Below are 23,048 nucleotides of genomic sequence, written 5' to 3' on the forward strand. Positions count from 1 at the left end.
GTTCGTTATTTTGAATTCATGTTATATAAATATATCTTATTTTTTCAATAATCCAAGAAATTCTCTCATAAATCCGGGCAGATCCGGCCAGGCATGTCCTGAAACAATATTGCCGTCTACCTGCAAAGTTTCAGAGGAGTAGATCGCACCCAGATTTTCCACATCCGGACGGCAAGCTGTATAGGCAGTCATGGTCTTGCCTTCAAAATATTGATTGCTTTTCAGGGCATTAAGCACCAGAACGGCATGACATATCGCACCAACCGGCTTATTTGCTTCAAAGAAGTGACTTAGTATCCGTGGAATATTCTCATTCAGTCGAATGTATTCAGGAGCGCGGCCGCCTGGGATAATAAGACCGTCATATTCAGTCGGATCTACTTGATCAAGGCTATGTGTGATTCCAATTGATATCCCGGCTTTTCCGTATAAGTGTCCCAGCCCTCAAAATCATGAACGACGGTCCGCAGCACTTTTTTCGTTGGCGAGGCAATGACAGCTTCATAGCCTTCTTCCAGCACACGATAGTAAGGGTAATAAATTTCTAATGATTCCACGGCATCTCCTGTGATGAAAAGAACCTTTTTAGACATTCAATCACTCCTGAAACAAATTTGGGTATTTATCCCATATACTAATTGTATCGAACATTTGTCTCTTGTAAAGAGGGACTTATCCAACCGTGCTTATTAATCGACAGCATATGGAAACATAATAGTAGAGCCGCGGTCTCAACTCGATCAAGAATCGGGTACCGTCGGCTTTTCTTTTTGTAATGACTTGATAGTAACAGGTGGATAGATCTGAAATGCCGGATGGATAAAACGACCTCTATTGACATGCATGAGTTAATTGATTAGTATATTCAGTATACCTATAGGGGTATATGTATGTAATAAAAAATATGGAGGTAATTAGGATGTCAGTTATTTATGCAGATCAAATACTGGATTGCAGAGGGCTTGCTTGTCCGATGCCAATCGTCAAAACCAAAAAGGAAATAAATGATCTTCATTCAGGTCAAGTTATAGAGGTTCAAGCGACGGATAAAGGTTCATTAGCTGATTTTCAAGCATGGGCTGCAAATACGGGACATCAGTATCTGGGAACAGTTCAGGAAGGTAACGTTTTGAAGCACTTTATTCGCAAGGCGAACCCCGATGAGATTAAAGAAGAATTGCAATTTTCGCGGACTGTAACGAACGAGGAGCTGCTGAGACGGATAGAGACCAATGAAAAGCTAACGATTATCGATGTGCGAGAACCCGCAGAATACGCTTTTAACCGGATTCCAGGTGCCGTTTCCACACCATTTGGTGATTTGGAAGTACGATGGAGCGATTTGGATCCGAGCCAGACTTTCTATTTGATTTGCCGTACCGGAAATCGAAGTGATCGGGCCTGTCAACTTTTAGCTGATAAGGGATTCACTGTTACCAATGTGCTAAGGGGGATGTCTGAATGGAGTGGACCGACAGAAAGTAATCAATGAACCCACATTCAAAAGTATGCCCACAGAATGGTTGTCAGTTGAAAGGGGACTTATCTATATGTTAAATACATCACAAATACAGCCAATGACAGCCAAAGAATTGACGCGATTCATTATTAATAAGCAGGATTTGTTTATCCTTGATGTTCGAAACGAAACTGATTTTAACAATTGGAAAATTGAAGGGGGAAGTATCGAGGTCATTAACATTCCGTATTTTGATCTGTTGGATGGTGTGGATGCTGCACTTGAACAAATCCCGGTTGGGAGGAAGGCTGTAGTCGTTTGTGCCAAGGAAGGCTCATCCAAATTTATCGCTCAGCAAATCATTGAGGCGGGACGATCCGAAATCTTTTATCTTGAAGGTGGCATGAAGTCCTGGAGTGAGTATTTGGAGCCTGTGAAGGTTGGGGACCTTACCGATGGGGGTTCCATCTACCAGTTTGTCCGCATTGGCAAAGGGTGTCTTTCCTACATGATTATTTCTCAGGGTGAAGCAGCCGTTGTGGATACGGCCAGAATGACCGAAGTTTATGAACGCTTTGCCCAAGAACAGCATGTTCAGATTAAACACACCCTGGATACCCATCTCCATGCCGACCATATTTCTGGTGGCCGTTTATTAGCGGAGCAAGTGGGAGCCATCTATTGGTTGCCGCCCAAAGACGCGACTGAAGTGAAGTATAAGTATGAAAGGCTTGAAGAAGGTACGATCATTCCTGTTGGAAATATCCAAATCGCTCTCCAGCCCATCTACTCGCCCGGCCATACCGTTGGCAGTACCTCCATCATAGTGGACGGACGATACTTACTAACAGGCGATATTTTATTTATCGAGTCCATAGGCCGTCCAGATTTGGCTGGTAAAGCAGAGGCTTGGGTCGGAGATCTTCATGATACTTTATACAACCGTTACAAAGAACTACCTGATGATTTGATCGTCCTGCCCGCTCACTTTGGCAAGATTTCCGTTCTTGGTGCAAACGGAAGTGCTTCTGCCAGCTTAGCCGAGCTGTATCTCAACAATCCGGGTTTAAAAGTACAAGATGAGGCCGAATTCAGGCATCAGGTAACGAAGCATTTACCGCCGCAGCCTCATGCATATCAAGAAATACGTCAAACGAACATGGGGAAGCTGGAGCCAGGCGAGGAAGAGCAGCGTGATATGGAGATGGGACCAAACCGTTGTGCGATTCACGATAATTAAACCTGTCAACCTAAGTGAAAAGGGGATTTAAAACATGGAAAATAAAGAGAAAACCACAATCGTGCTATTCAGTGGTGAATTGGATAAGGCGATAGCTGCCTTTATTATAGCGAATGGTGCTGCGGCTTACGATCATGATGTGACGATTTTCTTTACCTTTTGGGGTTTAAATACGCTACGCAAAGATGAAGTCGTAACTACGCAAAAGGGTTTTCTGGAAAAAGCATTTGGATGGATGATGCCGAGGGGAGCCAATAAATTAGGTTTGTCAAAAATGAATTTTGCAGGTATAGGACCGCAGATGATTAAACATGTAATGAAAAAACATAATGCCCTGTCGCTGCCGCAGCTAATTGAGCTGGCACAGGAACAAGGTGTAAAGCTGGTTGCTTGTACGATGACCATGGATCTTCTTGGCTTACAGCAGGAAGAATTACTGGATGGATTGGAATATGCAGGGGTGGCTGCTTATCTGGGAGACGCCAGCAACGCAAAAGTGAATTTGTTTATTTGATATTGGCTAATTGCATTTTTTTATTTATAATATACCCATACAGGTATGAGTTTAATGAAAGGATGTGTGATGATTATGGAATACAATTATACCGAGGATATGAAAAAACGGTTGAGAAGAATTGAAGGCCAGGTGCGCGGGGTTCTGCGATTGATGGAAGAAGGTAAACCCTGCAAGGAGGTTGTGAGCCAGTTGTCTGCGGTGAGAAATGCATCCGACAAGGCGTTAGCGCAAATTGTCGCTGTTAATTTGCAGCAATGCTTGCTGGAAGAACAGGCCGCAGGAAGAGATACGAGCAAGCTCGTTCAAGAAGCAGTTGAACTGCTGGTCAAAAGTCGTTAATGGTTGCTTTCATCAGGACGGTGCGATTACCACGTCGTAATAACGTGAATTGGTTTGGGTTATTAGCAATCTGGGAGGATCTTCAATGACTATTGTTGTACTGCTTTTTATTATTAGCGTTTTATGGATTATTCGAATAGTTCGTCCTGTGAAAGGATTGGCTTTCGTCGATTCCAAGGTACTATCCAATCCATCGGAAGCCACCACCATGAAAATTTTAGATGTTCGGGATGCAGCTGATTACCGGGATTGCCATATACCGAGCTCGATTAATATATCCATAGGCCGTTTGCCTTATGTGTGGAAACAAGAGCTTTCCATTAATGAGTCTATCCTTATCGTATCTGAGAGTCCTTACAAAAGTAAAAAAGCTGCGCGTCTTTTGAAAAAACAGGGCTTTGAACGATTGTATGCACTACGGAATATGAATTGCGCATAGTAAATCGAGGTCGAGAAAGGTACAATCACTCACGACAAACGGGAGACTGTACCTTTTTTGTTCGGTATATTAAAACGACTTTAACTTTATGGATGACGATTTAATTGAAATTCTTGAGTCGAGAGTCCAAGAATACATAGAAATATAAAGAGCTGTTCAGCTTGAATAATAGTAGTAAGGGAGGCAGCTCTATGGGCAATGCTTTACGTATATTAGCAATATCGGGAAGTCTACGCGAAAAGTCTTCCAATACAGCTTTAATGAAGGCCATTATCGAGTTATCCTCAGGGGCCGTTCAATTTTCCATTTATGGTGGGCTGGGCGATCTTCCGCATTTTAACCCTGATCTGGATCTCGACGATGGACCCTCTTCTGTACAAGAGCTGAGGTTACAGCTGAAGGAAGCGGACGGTGTGCTCATATGTACGCCTGAGTATGGGAATGGCGTTCCGGGTGTGTTAAAAAATGCACTGGACTGGCTCGTATCTTCAGGTGAGTTTATGAATAAACCTACAGCAGTCATCAGTGCTTCACCAACACCTATGGGTGGTGATAAGGCACATGCCTCGCTCCTGCTTACTCTTAATATGATCAACGCTGAGATTATTGAAGGGGGCACGATGATGATACCGCACATCACTCTAAAATTAAACAAAGAAGGCGTTATTACCGATCCTGAGACGAAGCATAGGCTGCTCGTTGTGTTAGAAGCGCTTGAACAGGCCTGCCGAAAACAGCTTGATAAATAATAGCTGTACTGCCAGGCCACCTCGGCTTAATTAATGAATTACTTTAAAAAGCTTGAGCAATCAGGCTTTTTTTCTGTTTTATTAGTCGATTATTTGGTATGTAGATAGTGGCAAGCTCTTAGTGGCCCCTTTCCTTGTTTCAATACTTACAGCACCTGATGTCAATACCGGCGTTGTCTGAGACGTGAACCACACGCGGAGTATTCAAAACTGATCCCAATGACGTTGCGCAACTGTTTAAGCAGGTTCTTAGCCAGTGAGTTATATAGTAGAGAAATAAGGCAGGGACAGCTGTGGCAGCTCGAAGGTGCACAAATGTCCCTGTTTTCATTATGGTTATGGATTCAATTGTATTGTATGTATCACTCGTACAGCTCACCAAATGAGGTATACCGAGACGTTCGAGTTTGCATTGACGAATACAATTGTATCCGGAAGTTTCAATACGCGAAGCCTAACGGTTCATGCAACTGGAGCTAGTTAACATCATTAAATAACTGTATATGTTATTATAGAACACGGCGTGCCGTTACGTAGGTCTTGTCCCATGTACTACCAGAGAAATTGGAAATCGTAACCCCTACACCGACTTTGTAAGTATGAAGTAATTTATTATTGCCCATATAGATGCTGACATGGTTGATTTTACCGTCTCTGTTTGTATCCGAGAATATTAAATCACCTGGCTTAAGCTGGCTTTTTGAGACATATTTTCCTACTTTGGATTGCTGCACAGAAGAACGAGGTAAACTAATTCCATTTTTCTTATATACATATTGGGTAAATGAAGAGCAGTCGAATGCCGAGGTGATGCCCGAGGATGCTCCGAATTTATATGGGACTCCTAAGTATTTTTTGCCTGTGGCAAAAATCTTGTTAGCCGTGGAAGTGCTGGAAGCTGTAGCTGCATATGCCGATTGTGGTGTAACGATGAGGCTACCTGAAAAAAAGATTGAGAGACTGAGACCAATACCGACAATAGTTTTACCGTAGTGTTTATTCATGCTGTTCATGTTTCCTCCTAAGGTAAGTTTCGGGTGATTTACCCAAAACCACCATACCACAAATAAAACTCCCACTATTTACTAGGGACCTCTGAAAGCCTTGTCCCGCATGGTATAGATCCTCTTTATTAGAAATAAATGAGAAAATTTTAATCTAAACCCCCTTGACGAAATATTTCCCATGGAAAACAAATCTTCTTGTTCATAAATTTGCGTATAATTCCAGTGAGCAATCCGCTGTGAACATGTTGTAGAGAGCGTTTTCCACCTCTTTATCGGCAACTGAAGGACTTGCCTTTGCTGCGTTTATTTGTCTTTGTTTGATACGTGAGCGCAATAAATAAGAGCAATGGCACCTATACATAAATAATGAATTGATGTATGATTTTTAAGGAAATATATCCCATTAGGGGGTGAACAGGATGTTCGATTTTCACAAAATCAGAAGAACAAGCGTTAATTCGCAGCAGTCGACGTCAACGCGGCGATCACAGGTGCCATCAACTATAGATCATTTGCAGAAGACCATTGGCAATCGTGCGTTAGGCCGTATGATACAGTCTGGCGAGTCAGTAGAGAGAACAGGTTCTACAACCGTTATGGATATGCCGGCAGATGGAATGACCGTACAACGAATGATTGACAAAACTAACGGACAACAGGTACCTATCGACTGGGATCACATAGCGGAAGATGAACTTCAAATCGTGCTTAATCATGTTCATGATGGTAACTACGAATTGGAGGCGGGAGATCAGGAACGGCTGCGAGGTGTTATTTCCCGTCATGCACAGGTCAATACAGAGACACAGACAAATAGGGAGGAAGAGGAAAAAGAAGCATCATCCGAAGATGAAGAGCACCTTGTTGATGAAGAATACATGGATTTTATCCATCATACGATTGATGAAGATGAGGAAGCGGAGCAGGAAGATCCCGATTACGATTTTGAGAAAGAATTCAGTCCAGAGCAGCAGGAAATCTATGATAAGTTCCACCCGATGTATGAAGCAAGAATGGAGGAAAAGGGCAAGAGGTTTCCGGGGAAATCGGCACAGGGCAATATGCTCGAACATAACTTCTCTGCGTTCAGCAGCAATATGGGCTTCCGGGAAATCGATGGCAATGCCGCTGCGAAAAATATTCCCGGCATTGATCATTTTGTCGATATGCCCTCGTATCTATTTGTGCAGGACAAGCTTCATTTATCCGCTCATACGGCAAAGCCTGAGACCTATCGTAAGCATTATAAGAACCGGCCCAAAATGGCCAAAAACTTCCTCAAATCGATGGCCAGCGATGGTAAGAGAGGTGAGAGTCTGCGGACAACGATGAAATCGATTGTCGACAACCCGGACTGGACCCATAAGGAAAGCGCTGTGTCGATCCATGGCGGAGTTGAGAAGCATCGGAAGGAATATAAAGAAGCGGTTGATGACGATGAAGCACAGACGCTGCCAAGCATAGAAGATAATAAAGAGCTTGTTGATCAAATCACGAGCAATATCGCTTTTTCCATCCCATCCGATATGTGGGAGAAGCTGAAAGCGGACGAAACGATCTCAAAGGAGGAGATGAGTGCCTATCTCCGGCTTGATCTGAGTACGAGTGATTTTAAAAAAATCCTGGATCGTATGCAGGATGTAGTTGCACCCTGGAATGAAGTTGGGGCCAATTCTGACGATGAAGCTTATGTCGGCTCGGATGACGAGGAGGAGGAAAAAGAAGCTCGGGGTCAGGAGGAGGAAGAGGATTCATCGGATGAAGAGGAAGAGTTAGGCGACAGACCGATTGGGCGTGGCAGGAAACGTCCTCAACGGTTGACAAGACTAACTAACAGCAAAACCAAACACCGCAAATACGATTCAGAAGATAGCGGTGAATAGATCGGAAAGGCGTGAAATGAATCTTACTCAATGACAATGCATTAATGAACATTCAAGCGGCGACCTTGTACGTACTCAATGAGAAAAACAAAATCATCGGTATTAATGAACGTAATCAGACTAGCGTAACGGCAGTATTTATAGGCAAAACAAGGGAATCCATTTGTACTTATTATCATAATGATCTGCCACAATCCATTGTTGAAGAGATTCAACAACACACATTGGATTCCATTCATATCTTGAATTTATGTAGGATCATTGAGAAATACAAGCCAGTAAAGGACATATGGATAGGACCTGCCTATACATTTAACCAGGACAACATGCTCATTTCTGAGAGTGAAATTACTCTGATTGATGAATCCAATAAAAATTTGTTGCTCCAGCATTTTCGTGAACTATTAGGTGAACTGGAAGAACGAATGCCTGTAGCAGCATATATCATCAACGAAGCAGCTGTTTCTGTTTGCTGTAGTGCACGTAGATCAAGCCAAGCAGCAGAAGCGGGTTTGATGACGATAGAACCCTATAGGGGAAAGGGAATTGGACAGAAAGTTGTACATAAATGGTGTAATGAAATTTTTAAACAAGGATTACTCCCTATTTATAGTACTTCATGGGACAACTTGAGTTCTCAGAGAGTAGCCCAGAAATTGGGTTTAATTCAATTTGGCATGGATTTTAGTATTAGAGTTTAAAATATCTATATAGTAGGATAGGATATTATAAATAATTGTAGAGAGAAGCGGAGACAAGGTTATGAAAACATTAGCTGTATATTGTGGATCAAGTACAGGCATTGACCCCATTTATATGGAGGAAGCCAGGAAATTGGGTCAAGCTTTGGCTGCGAATGGGTTGGATCTTGTATACGGAGGGGCAACAGTTGGCTGTATGGGTGCTGTAGCTGATGCGGTTATGGAAGCTGGAGGCAAGGTGATTGGGGTCATCCCCAAAAAGCTGGCAAATGTTGAAATTGCACATAAGCAGCTTACAGAACTGCACATCGTCGATACTATGCATGAAAGAAAGGCTTTAATGGCACAGTATGCCGATGGTTTTATTGCGCTTCCGGGTGGAACAGGCACTTTGGAGGAATGGTTTGAAGTCTTTACATGGGCTCAGCTGGGGTATCATAATAAACCATGTGCCCTGCTGAATATTAATAATTATTACACACCGATTTTATCACTTTTTGATCATATGATTGAACAAGGGTTTGTAAAAGAAGCATATAAAAATTTAATTGTTATTGATAATGACCCTACATTATTAATCGAGCAGCTCAAGAACTTTAAAGCAGAGTATATCAACAAGTGGTGAATCTGCACCATAGGATTTACCTGAGTTCCATGCGTTCTCCTATTGACAATAGCTAACGCAGCATGTAATATTCAATGTATTGTTTAACTCATCACTCATTATTCATTCGTATAACCTCACGACATTAGGGTGAGGGTCTCTACAGGAAGCCTTAACTTCCTAACTACGAATATAGGACATCTTCGATGATGTCCTATATTCGCAGTTAGGAAGTTTTTTGCTTTCTAGTGGATGGCGTGAAACAAGGGAGGACATCATAGAAATGAAATATTTGTTATCTGTTCTAATGGGCGCAATCTGTTACGGCATTCTTTCAACCATTGTTGTTACTGCTTACGGCGAAGGCTACGAACTTGGAGAAGTCGTGGGCAGCCAACTGTTGGTCGGCTTCATTCTGGCCTGGGGATTCATGCTGTTTACAAAGTGGCGGGAAAGAAGCAGGCTGGGATCGACATCTGATAAGCCTTCCATCACTTCCTCCAAGCTGACGTGGAAGCAGCGATTGTTCCTTATGGCGGCAGGGACTCCTACGGCTATAACGGGACTGCTCTATTACGAATCCCTAAGATACATCCCGAATTCATTGGCTATTATCTTACTATTTCAGTTTACCTGGATCGGTGTTCTGATTCATGCTATAAGCCATCGCAAACGGCCCAATGGGATTGTGCTTCTCACACTTGTAATCCTGTTCGGAGGTACTTTGCTGGCAGCTGGAATCGTTGAGCAAGGGATGGCCAGATTTAACTGGATCGGTGTTGCTTTGGGGCTGTTATCTGCGGTGAGCTATTCATTGTTTATCCTGATAAGCGGCAAGGCGATACCTTCCGTTCATCCGGCATACCGCAGTGGTTGGATGATCACAGGTGGCATGCTGCTCGTGTTTATTTTATTCCCTCCTTATTTTCTGATCAACGGACTTCTATGGGGGAACTTGCTTCTATTTGGATTTATGCTGGGGCTATTTGGCGCTTTCTTGCCTCCCGTGCTTTTTGCAGTGGGGGTTCCTCATATCGGAGAAGGTATGACTGGCATTCTGGGAGCCGCGGAGCTTCCTGTTGCTGTCCTTTTATCGGCCGTAGTCCTGCATGAACATGTAAGTGTGCTTCAGTGGATTGGTGTTGCATTAGTTATGCTTGGAGTTGCACTTCCCGAGATGTTCAAAAGAATCAGACACCATGGCGACAACTATACCGTATCCAGCCTCGATTCCTCATGATTGCCCTGATTCAGGCAGGTTCCTTGCAGAGGAGCTTGCCTTTTTTGTCATGCGATTTATTAAACTGTCCAGACCGCTGTTCTAGTAGCTCACGATTCATTTAGCACTTATGGAGTGAATTTCCATAAAATAAAACAAACGCCTAACTAATGATGGGATAGGAGGAGAAGCCTTTGATTATAATCGCGGGTAACAGCGAGGCTGACTTCGATGACATTAAGCTTTCCGGACTGGAACGAAGCATGTACCGGGAAATGAAAAACAGTTCTTTCGAATATCGATACGATTCTGTCGCCGGCCTTTTATTTGAACTGGGGGTGCGTTCCCATATCGTAGAATCCTCACGTCTGCTCAATAATAGCGGTGTCCAGTTTTCAGACTTTGAACATTCCAAATGCAATCCTGAGTTTTGGGATCGTATCGAAAACGGTGGGTTTCAACTGAAAAGTGGAGTAACCCCTCATGAGGGGATAAGGGATATTTTTAACAATGGACGCTTGTATGCGTTTGAGTGTGCAACGGCTGTGACTATCGTATTGTATAAAGCGGTATTGGAATCCATTGGTCCCCAACAATTTGATATGTTGTTCTCAGATCTTATGTTATATGATTGGCACTTCAACAGTAATTTACGTCTGAATGACAGGATGAATCCAACGGAAGCTGTGCCGGGAGATATTCTTTATTTTCAAAACCCTGATTTTGATCCGGCTACTCCTTGGTGGAGAGGGGAAAATGTCATCCTGCTGGGGCAAGATCTGTATTACGGACATGGTCTTGGAATCAAGACTAGTGATGAAATCGTTGAGGGCCTGAACAAGTCCAGAATACTTGGCAGCTCTCAATCGGCCTCCTTGGCGGATCGGTTCGATCAGCTTGACTTTTCCTATCTTTGGCGGGTTATCACCAGCGATCGTAGAAAGCTTATAATTGCAAAAGTAGGAGCGAGATCTTATATACTAAATAGCTGATTAGTAAAAAAGCTGGCCCGAGTTACGCTGATCCATGTATTCGCACATCAAGGCTTTAGAAGCTTTTGATTACGAAAAGATGATGCAGCGGCTGTGGGCCAGCTTTATTTAGCAAGATACGAGTAGCTTAACCAACTTAGTTTTCTACAACGATTTTGACAGCTTGACCGATTGGCGGTAAGCTTTTGGTCAAGTTAGGGCCATAGAAAGCATATACTTTATCACCCTGTTTCAACTGATCTACGGCAATAGGTTGATTATCTTTAGTACCGATTATAGGTGTGGAGCTTGAAACGTTCAGTACGATCGTCTCGAAGGAGCTGTCGCTAAGCTTATCGCCTTTGATCACTAGACGCTTCGAGCCGCCCTCAGAAGCGGTTATTTCTTCAATTACTCCCGTTGTGCCTAAGGTTGGTTGAGCGGGACGTGTATCTGTTACGATAATTTTCTTGGCATTCGTCATCGGCGGCATGCTCATAGCCATCACCAGGCTGTGCTCAGCAGTAATGGACATGCCAAGCTGCAGGTCAGTAAGCTTTAGCTTCTGGTTATCTGAGGATACGATTTCCGTCTCATCGGAAATGTTCAGTCGAACACCGTGAGCATAACCATTCAGGCCGATTTCTCCGCCTTTTTCACTATAAGTGATGCTTGTGATGGTTCCTTGCTTGGTTGTAGCTGAAGCGGCTTCTTCGCTACCCTGATCGCTGGAACTGATCGTAATCGTACCCGTTGGGCTGGCCATCACTTGAAGCTTCATCACCTTCTCGAAATAGGACAACGGTACATAGGTTTTCTCATTCGTTAGCTCAGGCACAACCTCAAGCGGAATGTACATTTTGGCGAGGCTGTATTTGTCTTGTCCAATTTGAAGGGACATCCACTGATTGTCTTTGACGAGCTCCAGCGACTGCGTGTCTTGCGACCAAGTAAGCTTGTAGCCCAGAGCTTCGGCAGCAGCGCGGATTGGTATCATAATTTGACTATTGGGTCCAACATATAGAGAAGCTTCTTCTGGCGCAAATCCTTTTCCATTGATGACGAGATTAAATTTCAGACCGCCATAGGAATCCTGGGGAATGGAAGTGGAAATTGGCATTGGTTTCACCGCTGCTGGATCATTTGGAGCTGCGGATACGACGCTGGCTGCTATAAGAACGCCAGCAATGACTGAACCTAGTACTTTAAATGGTTTCATGATGAGTAATACCTCCTGTTGAGTGTTTGAGTAGGATAGGAACCGTGATGCTCCTTGTTTTGTCGTTCACTATGATTATTAACGTGAAGGTAGTCTGAAATGTTGCAAGTGATTTACAATCATGCTCTGCCCCAAACTGTACATGTGACGAAATTGTCAGCAAGCTGTTATCGATTGTCTATTTCATATAGTTCCTCATTCCATTATATTCATTCTATTAGGTACTACGGGAACAAGGAATAATCCTCCGGCAGGAAGGCTTGCAGGCTTTGTCGAAAGTAATTAAGAAAGGGATCGTAAAGGAGTTAAGCAAAATGTTCGATCAAGATGTGTATATGACTATCAATCAAGGTGAAACTGCCAAGCAGGGTAATCCGTGTTATCTGGTCAAGCAGGAAACGGTTATCGGGCGTGTGTGGGAACAGGTTGTCCCGGACATCCATTTTGCCAGCTCTTATATATCCAGAAGGCATGCTGTCGTTGTTGTTGAAAATGATCGTTTTTTTATTATCGATCTGATGAGCAAGCATGGAACCCGGGTTAATCATACGGTCATTGGTAATAACAAGCCTTTTTTGCTTCATGATGGCGATATCATTAGTCTGGCAAGAGGAGTTGCAGAGCTTACTTTTCATAATAAGAACGAAAAGCGTGTCGGGGATACACAGGAATTTCCGCTTCCCACCGAGGAAGACAGGGAAGAGCATAATGGCCTGCTTGTTAATATGGAACGAAGGGAGATCATTATAGACGGTGTGCAAATTTATTTATCCAGTAAGGATACCGAGCTATTTGGTTTGCTGTATCAAATGGCTAACACTGCTGTCAGCTATGATGAAATTCGGATGAACATATGGCCTGAAAGAGCTGTGAATGGAATTGATGATGTTCCTGATGTGGGTCGTGAGGAAGTCAATACCTTGGTGTATCGATTGCGTAAGAAGCTGGCGAAATACGGCAAATATATTATTTCCGTGCCCCGTTACGGGTACATGCTGGACTTGCAGCAGATGCTGCCCAAGCTGCGAGGCTATAAAGAATAACATTTGAAAGGACTGTTCATAGATGAATCCTCCAAAACACATTGTATCTGCTGCGACTATCGTGATTAATGAAAATAATGAAATATTGCTTATCAAGGGACCAAGAAGAGGTTGGGAAATGCCGGGAGGGCAAGTTGAAGAAGGAGAGTCATTACTAAATGCTGCTATTAGAGAAACCAAGGAAGAATCCGGAGTTGATATTGAGATCATAAAATTTTGTGGAGTATTTCAAAACGTAAACAGATCAATTGTCAATACATTGTTTTTAGCAAAACCAATTGGAGGACAACCAACGATAACGAATGAAAGCTTGGAAACTAGATATTTTCCAATAGAGGAAGGATTGAATATGGTGACGTGGAAGAACTTCAGGCAACGGATTGAATATTGTTTAAACGCGGAGTTTCAACCATTTTATATAGAATTTTAATGGTTCAACCTCAAAATCAGTTCTTGACAATTTAGCTCAAAATCGTTTGCGATTGCATTCGACTAAAATTCCAGCTTTATAACGATCACGATTGCGTGTGAAGTAATGCCTGCGTTGATAAGCTTTAATTCGGTTATGTCGGCCTTCTACGGTCGCATTGGTCCAGCGGCAACGATGGTAATTGACGATTGGATTTGAAGCTCTGGTAAGTTGAGCATTTCCCTAATACACTGGTTCTACATCTGTTTCATCCTTTTTGTTGTTGGGTAGGACTTTCAACAATACAGGATGTGCAGATGTTTTTCCATTTTCAACCTTACTTTAGATCGTCAAGCACTAATTCGTGGCTCTGTCCACCCCCCTACGCCTGATAGTTGCCAACGACGGAACCGGGTGTATAGGCAGATTTGAAAACAGATAAAAATATGAGCATTCCAATGAGGTTATTATGATCGCGGTAAAGTCAAAGTACCATTCAAAATATTAATAAGCTTTAGCATATCGGTTTAATATCTGTTCAGACAAAGATTAACTATATCACTTATTGGTGTAACTGTCGAAATGCACGTGGGAAAGTTCAGTAAGCTTTTTAAAAGTTTTCCAAGGTGAGAGAAATTACTATAATCGGATAGTAGTGAGATATCCATGATATTTTTATCTGTCTCCTTTAATAGAAGTTCAGCCTCCTTTGCTCTTGCAATGTTGATGTACGTATTAAGTCAAAAGCCGGTGACATCATAAAATACTTAAGACGGCATGGGTAATAAATAGTTAGGGGCTGTCCCATTAGTCAAACGACTGAGAGACAGCCTCTTTGTTGTTGGGAGAAAAAGCTAAAAGGTCATATTTGAGCTACAAGAAGTCATAGTCCCTATATACTCATTGGAGCCTTGATACCTTATATTGATAAGGAATATGAATAAGGATCATTGTAAATGAGTCATGAGGGGAAGAATTTAAATGTTTGAGGTCAAGGTTGAAAACACGTCAAAGGAATATGACGTCATTGTTGTTGGAGGAGGCGTTTCCGGAGCTATCGCTGCAATAGCTGCCGCCAGATACGGTGGAGATGTGCTGTTGATTGAACAAAACGGATTTCTTGGCGGAACGTTGACCGCATCAGGTGTAGGTCCGATGATGACCTTCCATGCCGGTAACGTACAAGTGATCCAAGGGATCACTGACGAACTGATCGAAAGGTTAAAGCGGCAAGGGAAGTCAACCGGTCATATTTTGGACACCACCGGCTACACGTATACAGTAACTCCATTCGATGCCGAGGCGATGAAGCATGAGTTGGAGCTGATGTTAATCGAGAGCGGCGGGCAGGTGTTGTATCATACGATGCTGGCTAGTGTGGACTGCAAGGATGGCAGCATAGGGCAAATTATCGTCTGCAATAAAGCGGGGTTGTCCGCTCTTAAAGCTAAATGCTATGTCGATGCGTCAGGAGATGCCGATTTGTCAGTGTGGGCAGGTGTTGAGTATGCGAAGGGGCGGGAAGCTGACGGCTTATGCCAGCCCATGACAATGAATTTGAAAATGTACAATGTCGATATGGATGCCGTGAAATCCTACATTAGGGAACACCCGGAGGAGTTTCCCAAATTGGGAGGAGATATCGGGAACATCGACCGTTCGTCGAGACTATCCATCAGTGAGTTTTTGAAGGTGTTCGCCGACGCTCTGCTGGAAGGCGAAATTACGTTTCAAAGAGGAAATTTCCTATTCTTCGAAACGAACAATCCAGGAGAGGTCATCATCAATACTTCCCGTATCCATGGCAAGGACGGTACCGACCCGATGAGCTTGAGCGAAGCGGAAACAGAAGGAAGACAACAAATTCGCCAGCTTGAAAAGGCGCTGAATACCCGAGTTCCCGGGTTCAGTAAAGCGGTAACCGCCTATTCCGGTCCAAGTGTAGGGGTTCGCGGAACACGGCAGATTAAAGGGCTGTACACACTGGGCCATCAGGATGTGTTAAGCTGCCGAGCCTTCACGGATGTGATTGCCCATTCAGGCTACCCGATTGATATTCACTCTCCTGATGGCAAACATGCTGAGGAAAACCATCTTCGTTTGAAATGGGGAGACATGTACATAAGGAGCATCCTACGAAGCAACACAAAAGAATTGACAGCAAGGAGACATGGAGTATGCAACTCAATACTGTGACCGCACAATCAAGCACAACGCCTTTGCAGAAAGCTGTTAAATCTCAAAAATGGCGTGGCTACACAACTAATTTTCGTTCCTACTGGGATTTATATTTGCTGATGGTCCCCGGGATTGTTTATTTTATTATTTTTAAGTATTTGCCTATGGCCGGAATTGTTATTGCTTTCCAGGATTTCAGTATTTTTACCGGCTTTACCGGAAGCGAGTGGGTCGGGCTGGAGCACTTCCGCAAGATGTTCGAAGACACGCAATTCTATACGATTTTTCGAAATACTTTATTGATCAGCTTGTATAAAATCATTTGGGGCTTTCCGGGGCCGATTATTTTGGCGCTGCTGCTCAATGAAATTAAACATGTATTTTTTAAACGGACTATACAGACATTGGCCTATTTGCCCCATTTCTTATCCTGGGTTATTTTGGGCGGCATCCTCATTACTGTCTTATCACCGACAAGCGGTACGCTCAATAAAATTCTCATATTGATGGGCATGGAACCGATTTTTTTCCTCGCTAACCCTTCGTGGTTCAGAACCGTGCTGGTGGCAAGCGACATTTGGAAGGATGTGGGATGGGGCGCGATTATTTATTTGGCGGCATTGGCCTCTATCGACCCGCAATTATACGAGGCTGCCGTTGTAGACGGCGCCAACAAGTGGAGGCAGCTCTGGCATATTACACTACCTTCGCTTACAAGCACAATTATCATCTTGTTTTTGCTGCGATTAGGGCATGTTCTGGATGTTGGGTTCGAGCAAATTTTTATTTTGTACAATTCCCTGGTGTATGAAGTGGCCGACGTATTCGAGACCTATGTGTACCGTGTCGGTATTGCACAAGCGGAATTCAGCTACACCACGGCAATAGGGCTTTTTAAATCGATTGTCAGTCTTCTATTTGTACTTGTTGCGAACAAGCTGGTGAAGAGGTTCGGACAAGACGGCTTGTACTAACAGCGGAAAGGAGGTGTTATACGATGTTAGGCTCCAGAGGAGAGAAATGTTTTTCGGCTGTGAACCATACGGTTTTAGCCTTGTTCTCGCTACTCGCATTAGCGCCATTCCTTCATATTGTGGCGCAATCGTTTAGCAGCCAGCAAGCAGTCATTGCAGGAATCGTCGGTTTTTGGCCGATAGGCTGGAATATCGATGCTTATAAAAATGTACTTAAAGATACGGCCTTTATGAATGCGTTCAGCGTAAGCGTGAACCGCACAGTATTTGGAACATTGCTCAGCGTGGGTCTGACAAGCCTGCTTGCGTATCCTTTATCGAAGCCCTATATTCTAGGGCGGCAATGGATTCAATTCATGATCGTGTTCACGATGCTGTTCTCCGGTGGACTCATACCGACTTACTTGATTGTAAAAGAAGCAGGACTTATCGATACCTTCTGGGCTTTGATCATTCCTGGGGCGGTCAGCGCCTTTAATGTGATTATTATGCGCAGCTTCTTTCAAAGCGTGCCCATTGAATTGGAGGAATCCGCCCGCATGGACGGGTGCAGCAATACCGGCATCTTGCTCCGAATCGTGCTGCCCCTGTCTATGCCGGTAATCGCGACCATAGCTCTGTTTCACGGCGTCGCACATTGGAATTCATTTTTTGATGCTGTACTTTATCTGAATAAACGTGAGTTGCATCCGCTGCAAATGTATTTAAGGGATCTGATTCTGTCCAATGAAACGAATCTAGAGACAAGGGCGATGGAGAAGGATTCGGCAGCTATCGAATCGTTGAAGGCGGCAGCCTTGATTGTCAGTACGTTACCTATTGTCATGGTATATCCTTTCCTTCAGCGTTATTTCGTTAAAGGTATTTTAATCGGTTCAGTAAAAGGATAATGGCTATGGCTGAAAATGGGTTTACATTTTATACTAATAGAGGAGGCTACCGATATGAATAACAAACTAATAAAAAGTGTATCCGTAACCATGGCATCATTGCTGCTGGTTGGATTGGCAGCAGGCTGTGCGAAAGAGGAGAAGCCGATTGGTACGGAAACAGCTACCGGTAATGGTAATACCACGCAGGTTAAGGAGCCCGTCAATCTGAATTTTGTCATCAATAACAGTGGGCGTAAGTATATGGAGGGAACGGATGCCAATAACAACGATTACATCAAATATATTCGTGAGAAAAGCGGGTTTAACCTGAGGCTTAATGAGCTGGCTGCTGACGGATATCAAGATAAATTGAATGTACTGTTGGCATCCGGCGAGCAATACGATTTAATCCATTCAAGGGATGTCAGTTGGGTGACTAATCTGGCCAAACAAAAGGCGATATTACCGTTAAATGATTTGATCGACAAATTTGCCCCGGATATCAAGAAAAGCATGCCTCCGGAAATATGGGATCGGGTAACGTTCGACGGAAAAATTTATGCACTTCCTGGAATTTCTACCAAGCTTGGAGACGAAATAATGTATGTCCGCAAGGACTGGCTGGATAAGCTGGGCTTGCAGCCGCCCAAAACATTGGATGAATACACGAAAGTGATGAAAGCCTTTGCCGAGCAGGATCCGGACGGAAACGGCAAGGCTGATACCATTGGCATGCTGATTGGCGAAAAGTTGGCTCGGTCCGGTCCTTATTTCGGAGCGTTTGGCGTGCCGATTGCAACGAATGAAGCCATTAAAGTAAATAACTGGGTTGAACGTGGTGGCGAGCTGGTCAATGCTGTGGTGCTTCCAGAAACGAAGCTAGCATTGAAGTACATGGCCGAATTGTATAAGCAAAAGACGCTGGATCAAGAATGGGCTTTAAATAAACCGAAAAATATCGGTGAGAAAATTGTATCGGGCAAGGTCGGCATTTTCTCGGCTACCTGGTTCGATACTAAGGAGCCTACCGTCATTTTGGGCAGCAAAAAGAATGATCCGAAAGCCGAATGGATTTCTTTGCCGTACCCGGTCGGCTCCGAAGGGAAATCGGGCGTGGGCTCCAAGAACCCGGTTGGATCGTATATGGTTATTCCGGCGAAGAGCACGAATGCCGAAAGCACGATAAAGCTGTTGAATTTCATCACAAAGCAAGAAAATTGGGAGGCGATTAAGCTTGGCTTGCCTGAGCATAACATTTGGAGCCGCAAGGACGGCAAGCTAACTATCGATATAGCAGCTCATGAGAAGCATATTTATCGCAATGTTCTGGTGGATTTAGGGAGTATTTGGGATGCTGAGCTGGAAGGTGCACGTCTGGACGCAACCGGCCTTGAATTCAAGATGAACGAGAATATCAATATCATCAATAAAAATGTGATCGCCAATAAATACACAGGCTCGCCGACACCGGCTCTTGCCAAGTATGGGGTCAAGCTGAACCAACAGTTGGAGGAGACCTTTACCAAAATCATTATGGGCGCATTGCCTCTGGATGACTTTGATAAGTTTACCGCACAATTTTTGAAGGACGGCGGAGAAGAGCTTACCAAAGAAGTGAACGAGTGGTACAAGGCAAATAAGAAGAAGTAAGGCTCAGGAATAGGGTGCAATCGCAATGCGCACCCTATTCCTCTTTTGGCATAAGTTCGTCTGCCTTAAAGGCATATGTTAAGGTTTGTACAGGATGAGGCGGTGCAGTGTATGGCATGGATGTACAAGAGATTTAAACAATCGGTACAAGTACGGCTAACGGTTTATTTTTTGATGATATTGCTGCCCTTGGTTATCGTTAGCTTGCTCTCGAATATGCAATCGAGGCAAAATTTGGAGGAGCAATTTGCCGAACGAACGATTAACGGGATGGAATCGTCCTTGGAATACATCGATCTGATTATGCAAGGATTCTATGATATGTCCACATTAATTGCTACAGATCCGTACTTGATTCGAACATTCGAGGATAGTGCTGCTGTACCTACAGCAGCAGACATTCTGCAATTTCAGAAGGCCTCTTCTCAAATTTCAGGCATTACCTCTGTAAATAAAGCAGTTAAGCAAGCAGCCGTACTTCATCGATCGTCCGGATTTCTGATCAGCAATAGAGCTTATCGAAAGAACGACAGCATTCAACAGATCCCATTACTTCAAAAAACAGTAGAATCGAACGGCAATCTCGTTATCGTCCGGCCTGGTGAAGAGCAGATGGATATCCGGGCTATTTTGGGGGACGATGTAGACCAGAAAAGCATCCACCTGCTGCGATTGATGAATTTCAGTGATCCTCAGGGCAAACAAAATATTGTGATCATGACCGTTAGCAGTGATTATCTGGAAAAGCTAATTGAGCATTTGCTTCCCAAAGGTAATGCCGAGGTGCATCTCTATGATAGCCAGAAGCGGTATATTGCAGGAACAGGCTCCAGTCCTTTAGAGGCAGTCGATCTCGATGATGAGAATCCTCACATTTGGACAGAACGGCAGGAGTTGAATGGGGAACGGCAGCTGCTTGTAAAAACAACATCTTCCAGCTCCCATTGGTCTTTGGTGATGATCCAGCCGGAGGCCGAAATTTTTGCCTTGACCCGGCAGGTACAGCGGAATACCCTATTGACCATTTTCATTAGCGCGATTGTAGCGTTATGGATTTCCTGGTTCGTCTATAGCGGAATTTCTTCGCCTCTCACCAAGCTGATCCTGGGAATGAAGCAATTTCGTCAAGGCCAGCTCGATACGGTCATTGAGCATAAGCGCAAGGATGAATTTGGTTTTTTGATGGATTCGTTTAATTTACTAACGACGGATCAGAGACATCTGATCCAAGGCATTTATGAACAGCAGCTCCGTGCCAGCCAAGCGGAGCTACGTCTTATGCAAGCACAGATTAACCCGCATTTTTTATATAATACATTGGATTCGATTTATTCATCAGCGGTCATTAGCGGCGTCGACGATATTGGAGAAATGGTATACAATCTCTCCAAGTTTATGCGCATCAGTCTGGGCAAAGGAAAAAAGGATCTGTTCACCATCGAGGAGACCTTCGAGCACATGCTTTATTACGTTAAGGTTCAGCAAATACGGTTTAACAACAATCTCCGGGTGCACGTCTTTATGCATCCTGATTGCTCACAGTTGAAGCTGGTCAAGCTGCTACTGCAGCCTATCGTAGAGAATGCCATCATTCATGGCGTAGAAAGCAAATCAGGGAAATGGGATATCCATGTGAGCTGTGCCCTTACTGAAGAGGATGACGTATTGCTGGAGGTGAAGGATAACGGGGTTGGAATTCAGCCCGAGCGGCTGCTATATATCCAAGAGCAGCTAAATCAGATAACCTTCCAAAATATGCCATTAATTGTTAATGAGGAGCTGAGCTTTGCTGACCTCTTTGGCTTGCGTAATGTAAAGGCCCGGTTGAAGCTTACGTATGGGGAAGAGGCGAATTTATGGATAGAAAGCCTATGGAGCCAAGGAACGTCGGTTTTCATTCAAATACCAAAACGATTAATGAATGAGGGGATCAAGGAATGAATCTGTTATTGGTAGAGGATGAAATAGGAATACGTACGAGGATCGCACAATTCATTCCTTGGGAGCAGCACGGCATTGAAATTGTCGGAATGGCCCAGAACGGGATTGAAGCTCTTCAAATCGTAGAAGTCAAGAAGATCGATATTATGATTATCGATATTCAGATGCCGGACATGGACGGACTGACGCTTGCGGCGGAAATAAATAAGAAACACCCACATGTCCGTATGATCATATTGAGTGGTTACGAGCAATTCGAATATGCGCAAAAAGCGGTCCAGCTCGGCATCATGGATTATCTCCTGAAGCCGGCTCGCAACGAGGAGATTCTGGAGGCTGTGCTGCAAACGAAACAAAAAATACAGAGGGAGCAGCAGGAGCGCTTTAATAGCAATTCGTTAAGGGAAAAGTGGGGCTACCATCTCCCGGCGCTCCGAAGCATCTTTTGGAATAACTGGGTGGCAGGACAATATGCAGAATGGGAAATTATTCACAAGAGCAGGGAGCTGCAGATTGAGCTGCTGGAGGACGGTTTTTATAAGGTCGGTATCCTGGCCTTGGACCCGTTAAGTGATGAAGAATTGCGATTCAGCAGAAGCGACGAGTCACTGCTTCAGTTCTCGATCCAATGTATAACGAAGGAAGTATTAGAGCAGGATGCGTGTTATGTGTTCCAGGTTTCCACAGGAAACACAGTGGTCATATTTAGTCGCGCCGATTCGGAAAACGAGGATGGTTTTTGCCATCGGGTGAACTACTCCATAACCAGGCTGCTGTCGATTGTAAAGGAATGCCTGAAGGTTACGGCAAGCGCTGGTATCGGCCAAACGGCCTTCCGATTAACGGATGTACCAAGGTCGTATATACAGGCTAACGTAGCACTTCAGGAAAGAGTGATCTATGGCCATTATGTAGCTATTCACTCTCGTGAAGAGAAGGAATCCACAACCGAGAAGGAGCTTCCTGCTAATGCAATGAAGAAGCTGATGGCAGCATTGGATATGTGCAGCAAAGGGCTTGTGCTTGAAGCTGTAGAGGAACTGCTTGCCAATATGATCCAGCCGGAGCGGTCGATCGAGGAAATCCAGCTCCAAGTGCTGCTCCTGAGCAGCATGCTGGTGCAGTGGATGCATGGAAAGGGACTTTTATCCAAGGAAGTGCTGGGCGAGGATCTTCATTTTTTTCAGAACAATCAGGAATTGATATCCCGCCACCAAATTAAAGAATGGCTGGTGCGTTCCTTGTTTGCAGTTCTGGCTTATCTGGAGAATCAACGCAAGAAGGGAGTGAATAAGCTCACCTCCGCAGTGATAGAGATGCTTGAGGAGAATTTGCATGATAATTTGAGCTTAAATACGATTGCAGAAAAGCTTTTCGTCAACTCCTCTTATCTCAGCCGGCTGTTTAAAATGGAAACAGGACAGCCCTTCAGCCAATATGTGATCCATAAAAAAATGGAGAAGGCCAAGGAGCTACTGCTGCAGGGGAATAAGGTTCAAGATGTGGCAAGCCAGGTTGGTTATATCAATGTCAGTTATTTCTCCCGCACCTTCGCCAGGATTTGGGGTGTGCTGCCCAGCGAATTAAGAGGGTAACGGCCATGTGAGCATCCAAATAGTCATTTTTGGAACATA

At 44.0% G+C, this 23,048-nt stretch carries 21 protein-coding genes, 2 pseudogenes and 1 riboswitch; of the genes and pseudogenes, 19 read left to right on the forward strand and 4 right to left on the reverse strand.

What is annotated here, in order from left to right:
• Positions 1–36: 36 nt before the first annotated feature.
• Positions 37–593 (reverse strand): annotated as a pseudogene (locus tag LRL21_RS21030) (DJ-1/PfpI family protein).
• Between the two features lie 326 nt (positions 594–919).
• On the opposite strand from LRL21_RS21030, the gene LRL21_RS21035 reads away from it, so the two are divergent.
• The 6 genes from LRL21_RS21035 (at position 920) to LRL21_RS21060 (ending at position 4,743) form a co-directional block, all read left to right on the forward strand.
• Entirely contained in the window at positions 920–1,492 is a 573-nt protein-coding gene (locus LRL21_RS21035) for a sulfurtransferase TusA family protein (protein ID WP_240417749.1), read from the forward strand.
• A 58-nt stretch (positions 1,493–1,550) separates the two neighbouring features.
• The gene (locus LRL21_RS21040; protein ID WP_240417750.1) at positions 1,551–2,699 is read left to right on the forward strand and encodes an MBL fold metallo-hydrolase; all 1,149 of its coding nucleotides are present in this window, start codon (positions 1,551–1,553) and stop codon (positions 2,697–2,699) included.
• Positions 2,700–2,733: 34 nt separating this feature from the next.
• Entirely contained in the window at positions 2,734–3,213 is a 480-nt protein-coding gene (locus tag LRL21_RS21045) for a DsrE/DsrF/DrsH-like family protein (RefSeq protein ID WP_240417751.1), read from the forward strand.
• Positions 3,214–3,288: 75 nt separating this feature from the next.
• Complete coding sequence (locus LRL21_RS21050) at positions 3,289–3,555, forward strand: metal-sensitive transcriptional regulator (RefSeq protein ID WP_240417752.1); 267 nt, start codon at positions 3,289–3,291, stop codon at positions 3,553–3,555.
• Positions 3,556–3,640: 85 nt separating this feature from the next.
• Positions 3,641–3,994: a rhodanese-like domain-containing protein gene (locus LRL21_RS21055; protein ID WP_240417753.1), complete on the forward strand. Its 354-nt coding sequence runs from the start codon at positions 3,641–3,643 to the stop codon at positions 3,992–3,994.
• 191 nt (positions 3,995–4,185) lie between these two features.
• The gene (locus tag LRL21_RS21060) at positions 4,186–4,743 is read left to right on the forward strand and encodes an NADPH-dependent FMN reductase (protein ID WP_240417754.1); all 558 of its coding nucleotides are present in this window, start codon (positions 4,186–4,188) and stop codon (positions 4,741–4,743) included.
• A gap of 509 nt (positions 4,744–5,252) precedes the next feature.
• Here LRL21_RS21060 and LRL21_RS21065 read toward each other — a convergent pair.
• A complete protein-coding gene (locus LRL21_RS21065; protein ID WP_240417755.1) occupies positions 5,253–5,756 on the reverse strand; it encodes a C40 family peptidase in 504 nt (167 codons plus the stop codon).
• Positions 5,757–6,169: 413 nt separating this feature from the next.
• Here LRL21_RS21065 and LRL21_RS21070 point away from each other — a divergent pair, with 413 nt between their 5' ends.
• The 5 genes from LRL21_RS21070 (at position 6,170) to LRL21_RS21090 (ending at position 11,149) form a co-directional block, all read left to right on the forward strand.
• Positions 6,170–7,633: a hypothetical protein gene (locus tag LRL21_RS21070; RefSeq protein ID WP_240417756.1), complete on the forward strand. Its 1,464-nt coding sequence runs from the start codon at positions 6,170–6,172 to the stop codon at positions 7,631–7,633.
• Between the two features lie 44 nt (positions 7,634–7,677).
• Positions 7,678–8,334, forward strand: a complete 657-nt coding sequence (locus tag LRL21_RS21075) for a GNAT family N-acetyltransferase (RefSeq protein WP_240417757.1) — start codon at positions 7,678–7,680, stop codon at positions 8,332–8,334.
• Positions 8,335–8,395: 61 nt separating this feature from the next.
• Positions 8,396–8,959 (forward strand): LOG family protein, encoded by a 564-nt coding sequence (locus tag LRL21_RS21080; RefSeq protein ID WP_240417758.1) that lies wholly within the window; start codon positions 8,396–8,398, stop codon positions 8,957–8,959.
• An 86-nt stretch (positions 8,960–9,045) separates the two neighbouring features.
• Positions 9,046–9,145, forward strand: a riboswitch (purine riboswitch).
• Between the two features lie 76 nt (positions 9,146–9,221).
• On the forward strand, positions 9,222–10,178 hold the full coding sequence (locus LRL21_RS21085) for an EamA family transporter (protein ID WP_240417759.1): 957 nt from the start codon (positions 9,222–9,224) through the stop codon (positions 10,176–10,178).
• 173 nt (positions 10,179–10,351) lie between these two features.
• Positions 10,352–11,149 carry a protein-glutamine gamma-glutamyltransferase gene (locus LRL21_RS21090; protein WP_240417760.1) on the forward strand — a complete coding sequence of 266 codons (798 nt, stop codon included), beginning with the start codon at positions 10,352–10,354 and terminating at the stop codon, positions 11,147–11,149.
• A 136-nt stretch (positions 11,150–11,285) separates the two neighbouring features.
• Here LRL21_RS21090 and LRL21_RS21095 read toward each other — a convergent pair whose 3' ends face one another.
• Complete coding sequence (locus LRL21_RS21095) at positions 11,286–12,347, reverse strand: copper amine oxidase N-terminal domain-containing protein (RefSeq protein WP_240417761.1); 1,062 nt, start codon at positions 12,345–12,347, stop codon at positions 11,286–11,288.
• Between the two features lie 314 nt (positions 12,348–12,661).
• Here LRL21_RS21095 and LRL21_RS21100 point away from each other — a divergent pair, with 314 nt between their 5' ends.
• Both LRL21_RS21100 and LRL21_RS21105 read left to right on the forward strand, forming a co-directional pair.
• Positions 12,662–13,390 (forward strand): FHA domain-containing protein, encoded by a 729-nt coding sequence (locus LRL21_RS21100; RefSeq protein WP_240417762.1) that lies wholly within the window; start codon positions 12,662–12,664, stop codon positions 13,388–13,390.
• A gap of 22 nt (positions 13,391–13,412) precedes the next feature.
• On the forward strand, positions 13,413–13,820 hold the full coding sequence (locus LRL21_RS21105) for an NUDIX hydrolase (protein ID WP_240417763.1): 408 nt from the start codon (positions 13,413–13,415) through the stop codon (positions 13,818–13,820).
• A gap of 36 nt (positions 13,821–13,856) precedes the next feature.
• Here LRL21_RS21105 and LRL21_RS21110 read toward each other — a convergent pair.
• Positions 13,857–14,018: pseudogene (locus LRL21_RS21110) on the reverse strand (transposase); the annotation flags it as partial.
• A 762-nt stretch (positions 14,019–14,780) separates the two neighbouring features.
• Here LRL21_RS21110 and LRL21_RS21115 point away from each other — a divergent pair.
• From LRL21_RS21115 to LRL21_RS21140, 6 genes are all read left to right on the forward strand, one after another.
• A complete protein-coding gene (locus LRL21_RS21115; RefSeq protein WP_240417764.1) occupies positions 14,781–15,995 on the forward strand; it encodes an FAD-dependent oxidoreductase in 1,215 nt (404 codons plus the stop codon).
• A complete protein-coding gene (locus LRL21_RS21120; protein WP_420832472.1) occupies positions 15,977–16,951 on the forward strand; it encodes an ABC transporter permease in 975 nt (324 codons plus the stop codon). The genes LRL21_RS21115 and LRL21_RS21120 overlap by 19 nt, the downstream gene beginning before the upstream one ends.
• Before the next feature lie 23 nt (positions 16,952–16,974).
• Positions 16,975–17,841, forward strand: a complete 867-nt coding sequence (locus LRL21_RS21125; protein ID WP_240417765.1) for a carbohydrate ABC transporter permease — start codon at positions 16,975–16,977, stop codon at positions 17,839–17,841.
• Between the two features lie 54 nt (positions 17,842–17,895).
• On the forward strand, positions 17,896–19,473 hold the full coding sequence (locus LRL21_RS21130) for an extracellular solute-binding protein (RefSeq protein ID WP_240417766.1): 1,578 nt from the start codon (positions 17,896–17,898) through the stop codon (positions 19,471–19,473).
• 111 nt (positions 19,474–19,584) lie between these two features.
• A complete protein-coding gene (locus tag LRL21_RS21135) occupies positions 19,585–21,414 on the forward strand; it encodes a sensor histidine kinase (RefSeq protein ID WP_240417767.1) in 1,830 nt (609 codons plus the stop codon).
• Positions 21,411–23,009, forward strand: coding sequence for a response regulator (locus tag LRL21_RS21140; protein ID WP_240417768.1), 1,599 nt, complete (start codon positions 21,411–21,413; stop codon positions 23,007–23,009). The genes LRL21_RS21135 and LRL21_RS21140 overlap by 4 nt, the downstream gene beginning before the upstream one ends.
• Positions 23,010–23,048 lie beyond the last annotated feature (39 nt).

The organism is Paenibacillus periandrae (genome assembly GCF_022458865.1).
Classification (GTDB): domain Bacteria; phylum Bacillota; class Bacilli; order Paenibacillales; family NBRC-103111; genus Paenibacillus_S; species Paenibacillus_S periandrae.

Bases quoted from the DNA above. Each gene is read 5' to 3' on its own strand.
- LRL21_RS21035 (WP_240417749.1), top strand. From the start codon at position 920: ATGTCAGTTATTTATGCAGATCAAATACTGGATTGCAGAGGGCTTGCT.
- LRL21_RS21040 (WP_240417750.1), top strand. From the start codon at position 1,551: ATGTTAAATACATCACAAATACAGCCAATGACAGCCAAAGAATTGACG.
- LRL21_RS21045 (WP_240417751.1), top strand. From the start codon at position 2,734: ATGGAAAATAAAGAGAAAACCACAATCGTGCTATTCAGTGGTGAATTG.
- LRL21_RS21050 (WP_240417752.1), top strand. From the start codon at position 3,289: ATGGAATACAATTATACCGAGGATATGAAAAAACGGTTGAGAAGAATT.
- LRL21_RS21055 (WP_240417753.1), top strand. From the start codon at position 3,641: ATGACTATTGTTGTACTGCTTTTTATTATTAGCGTTTTATGGATTATT.
- LRL21_RS21060 (WP_240417754.1), top strand. From the start codon at position 4,186: ATGGGCAATGCTTTACGTATATTAGCAATATCGGGAAGTCTACGCGAA.
- LRL21_RS21065 (WP_240417755.1), bottom strand. From the start codon at position 5,756: ATGAACAGCATGAATAAACACTACGGTAAAACTATTGTCGGTATTGGT.
- LRL21_RS21070 (WP_240417756.1), top strand. From the start codon at position 6,170: ATGTTCGATTTTCACAAAATCAGAAGAACAAGCGTTAATTCGCAGCAG.
- LRL21_RS21075 (WP_240417757.1), top strand. From the start codon at position 7,678: ATGAACATTCAAGCGGCGACCTTGTACGTACTCAATGAGAAAAACAAA.
- LRL21_RS21080 (WP_240417758.1), top strand. From the start codon at position 8,396: ATGAAAACATTAGCTGTATATTGTGGATCAAGTACAGGCATTGACCCC.
- LRL21_RS21085 (WP_240417759.1), top strand. From the start codon at position 9,222: ATGAAATATTTGTTATCTGTTCTAATGGGCGCAATCTGTTACGGCATT.
- LRL21_RS21095 (WP_240417761.1), bottom strand. From the start codon at position 12,347: ATGAAACCATTTAAAGTACTAGGTTCAGTCATTGCTGGCGTTCTTATA.
- LRL21_RS21100 (WP_240417762.1), top strand. From the start codon at position 12,662: ATGTTCGATCAAGATGTGTATATGACTATCAATCAAGGTGAAACTGCC.
- LRL21_RS21105 (WP_240417763.1), top strand. From the start codon at position 13,413: ATGAATCCTCCAAAACACATTGTATCTGCTGCGACTATCGTGATTAAT.
- LRL21_RS21115 (WP_240417764.1), top strand. From the start codon at position 14,781: ATGTTTGAGGTCAAGGTTGAAAACACGTCAAAGGAATATGACGTCATT.
- LRL21_RS21120 (WP_420832472.1), top strand. From the start codon at position 15,977: ATGCAACTCAATACTGTGACCGCACAATCAAGCACAACGCCTTTGCAG.
- LRL21_RS21125 (WP_240417765.1), top strand. From the start codon at position 16,975: ATGTTAGGCTCCAGAGGAGAGAAATGTTTTTCGGCTGTGAACCATACG.
- LRL21_RS21130 (WP_240417766.1), top strand. From the start codon at position 17,896: ATGAATAACAAACTAATAAAAAGTGTATCCGTAACCATGGCATCATTG.
- LRL21_RS21135 (WP_240417767.1), top strand. From the start codon at position 19,585: ATGGCATGGATGTACAAGAGATTTAAACAATCGGTACAAGTACGGCTA.
- LRL21_RS21140 (WP_240417768.1), top strand. From the start codon at position 21,411: ATGAATCTGTTATTGGTAGAGGATGAAATAGGAATACGTACGAGGATC.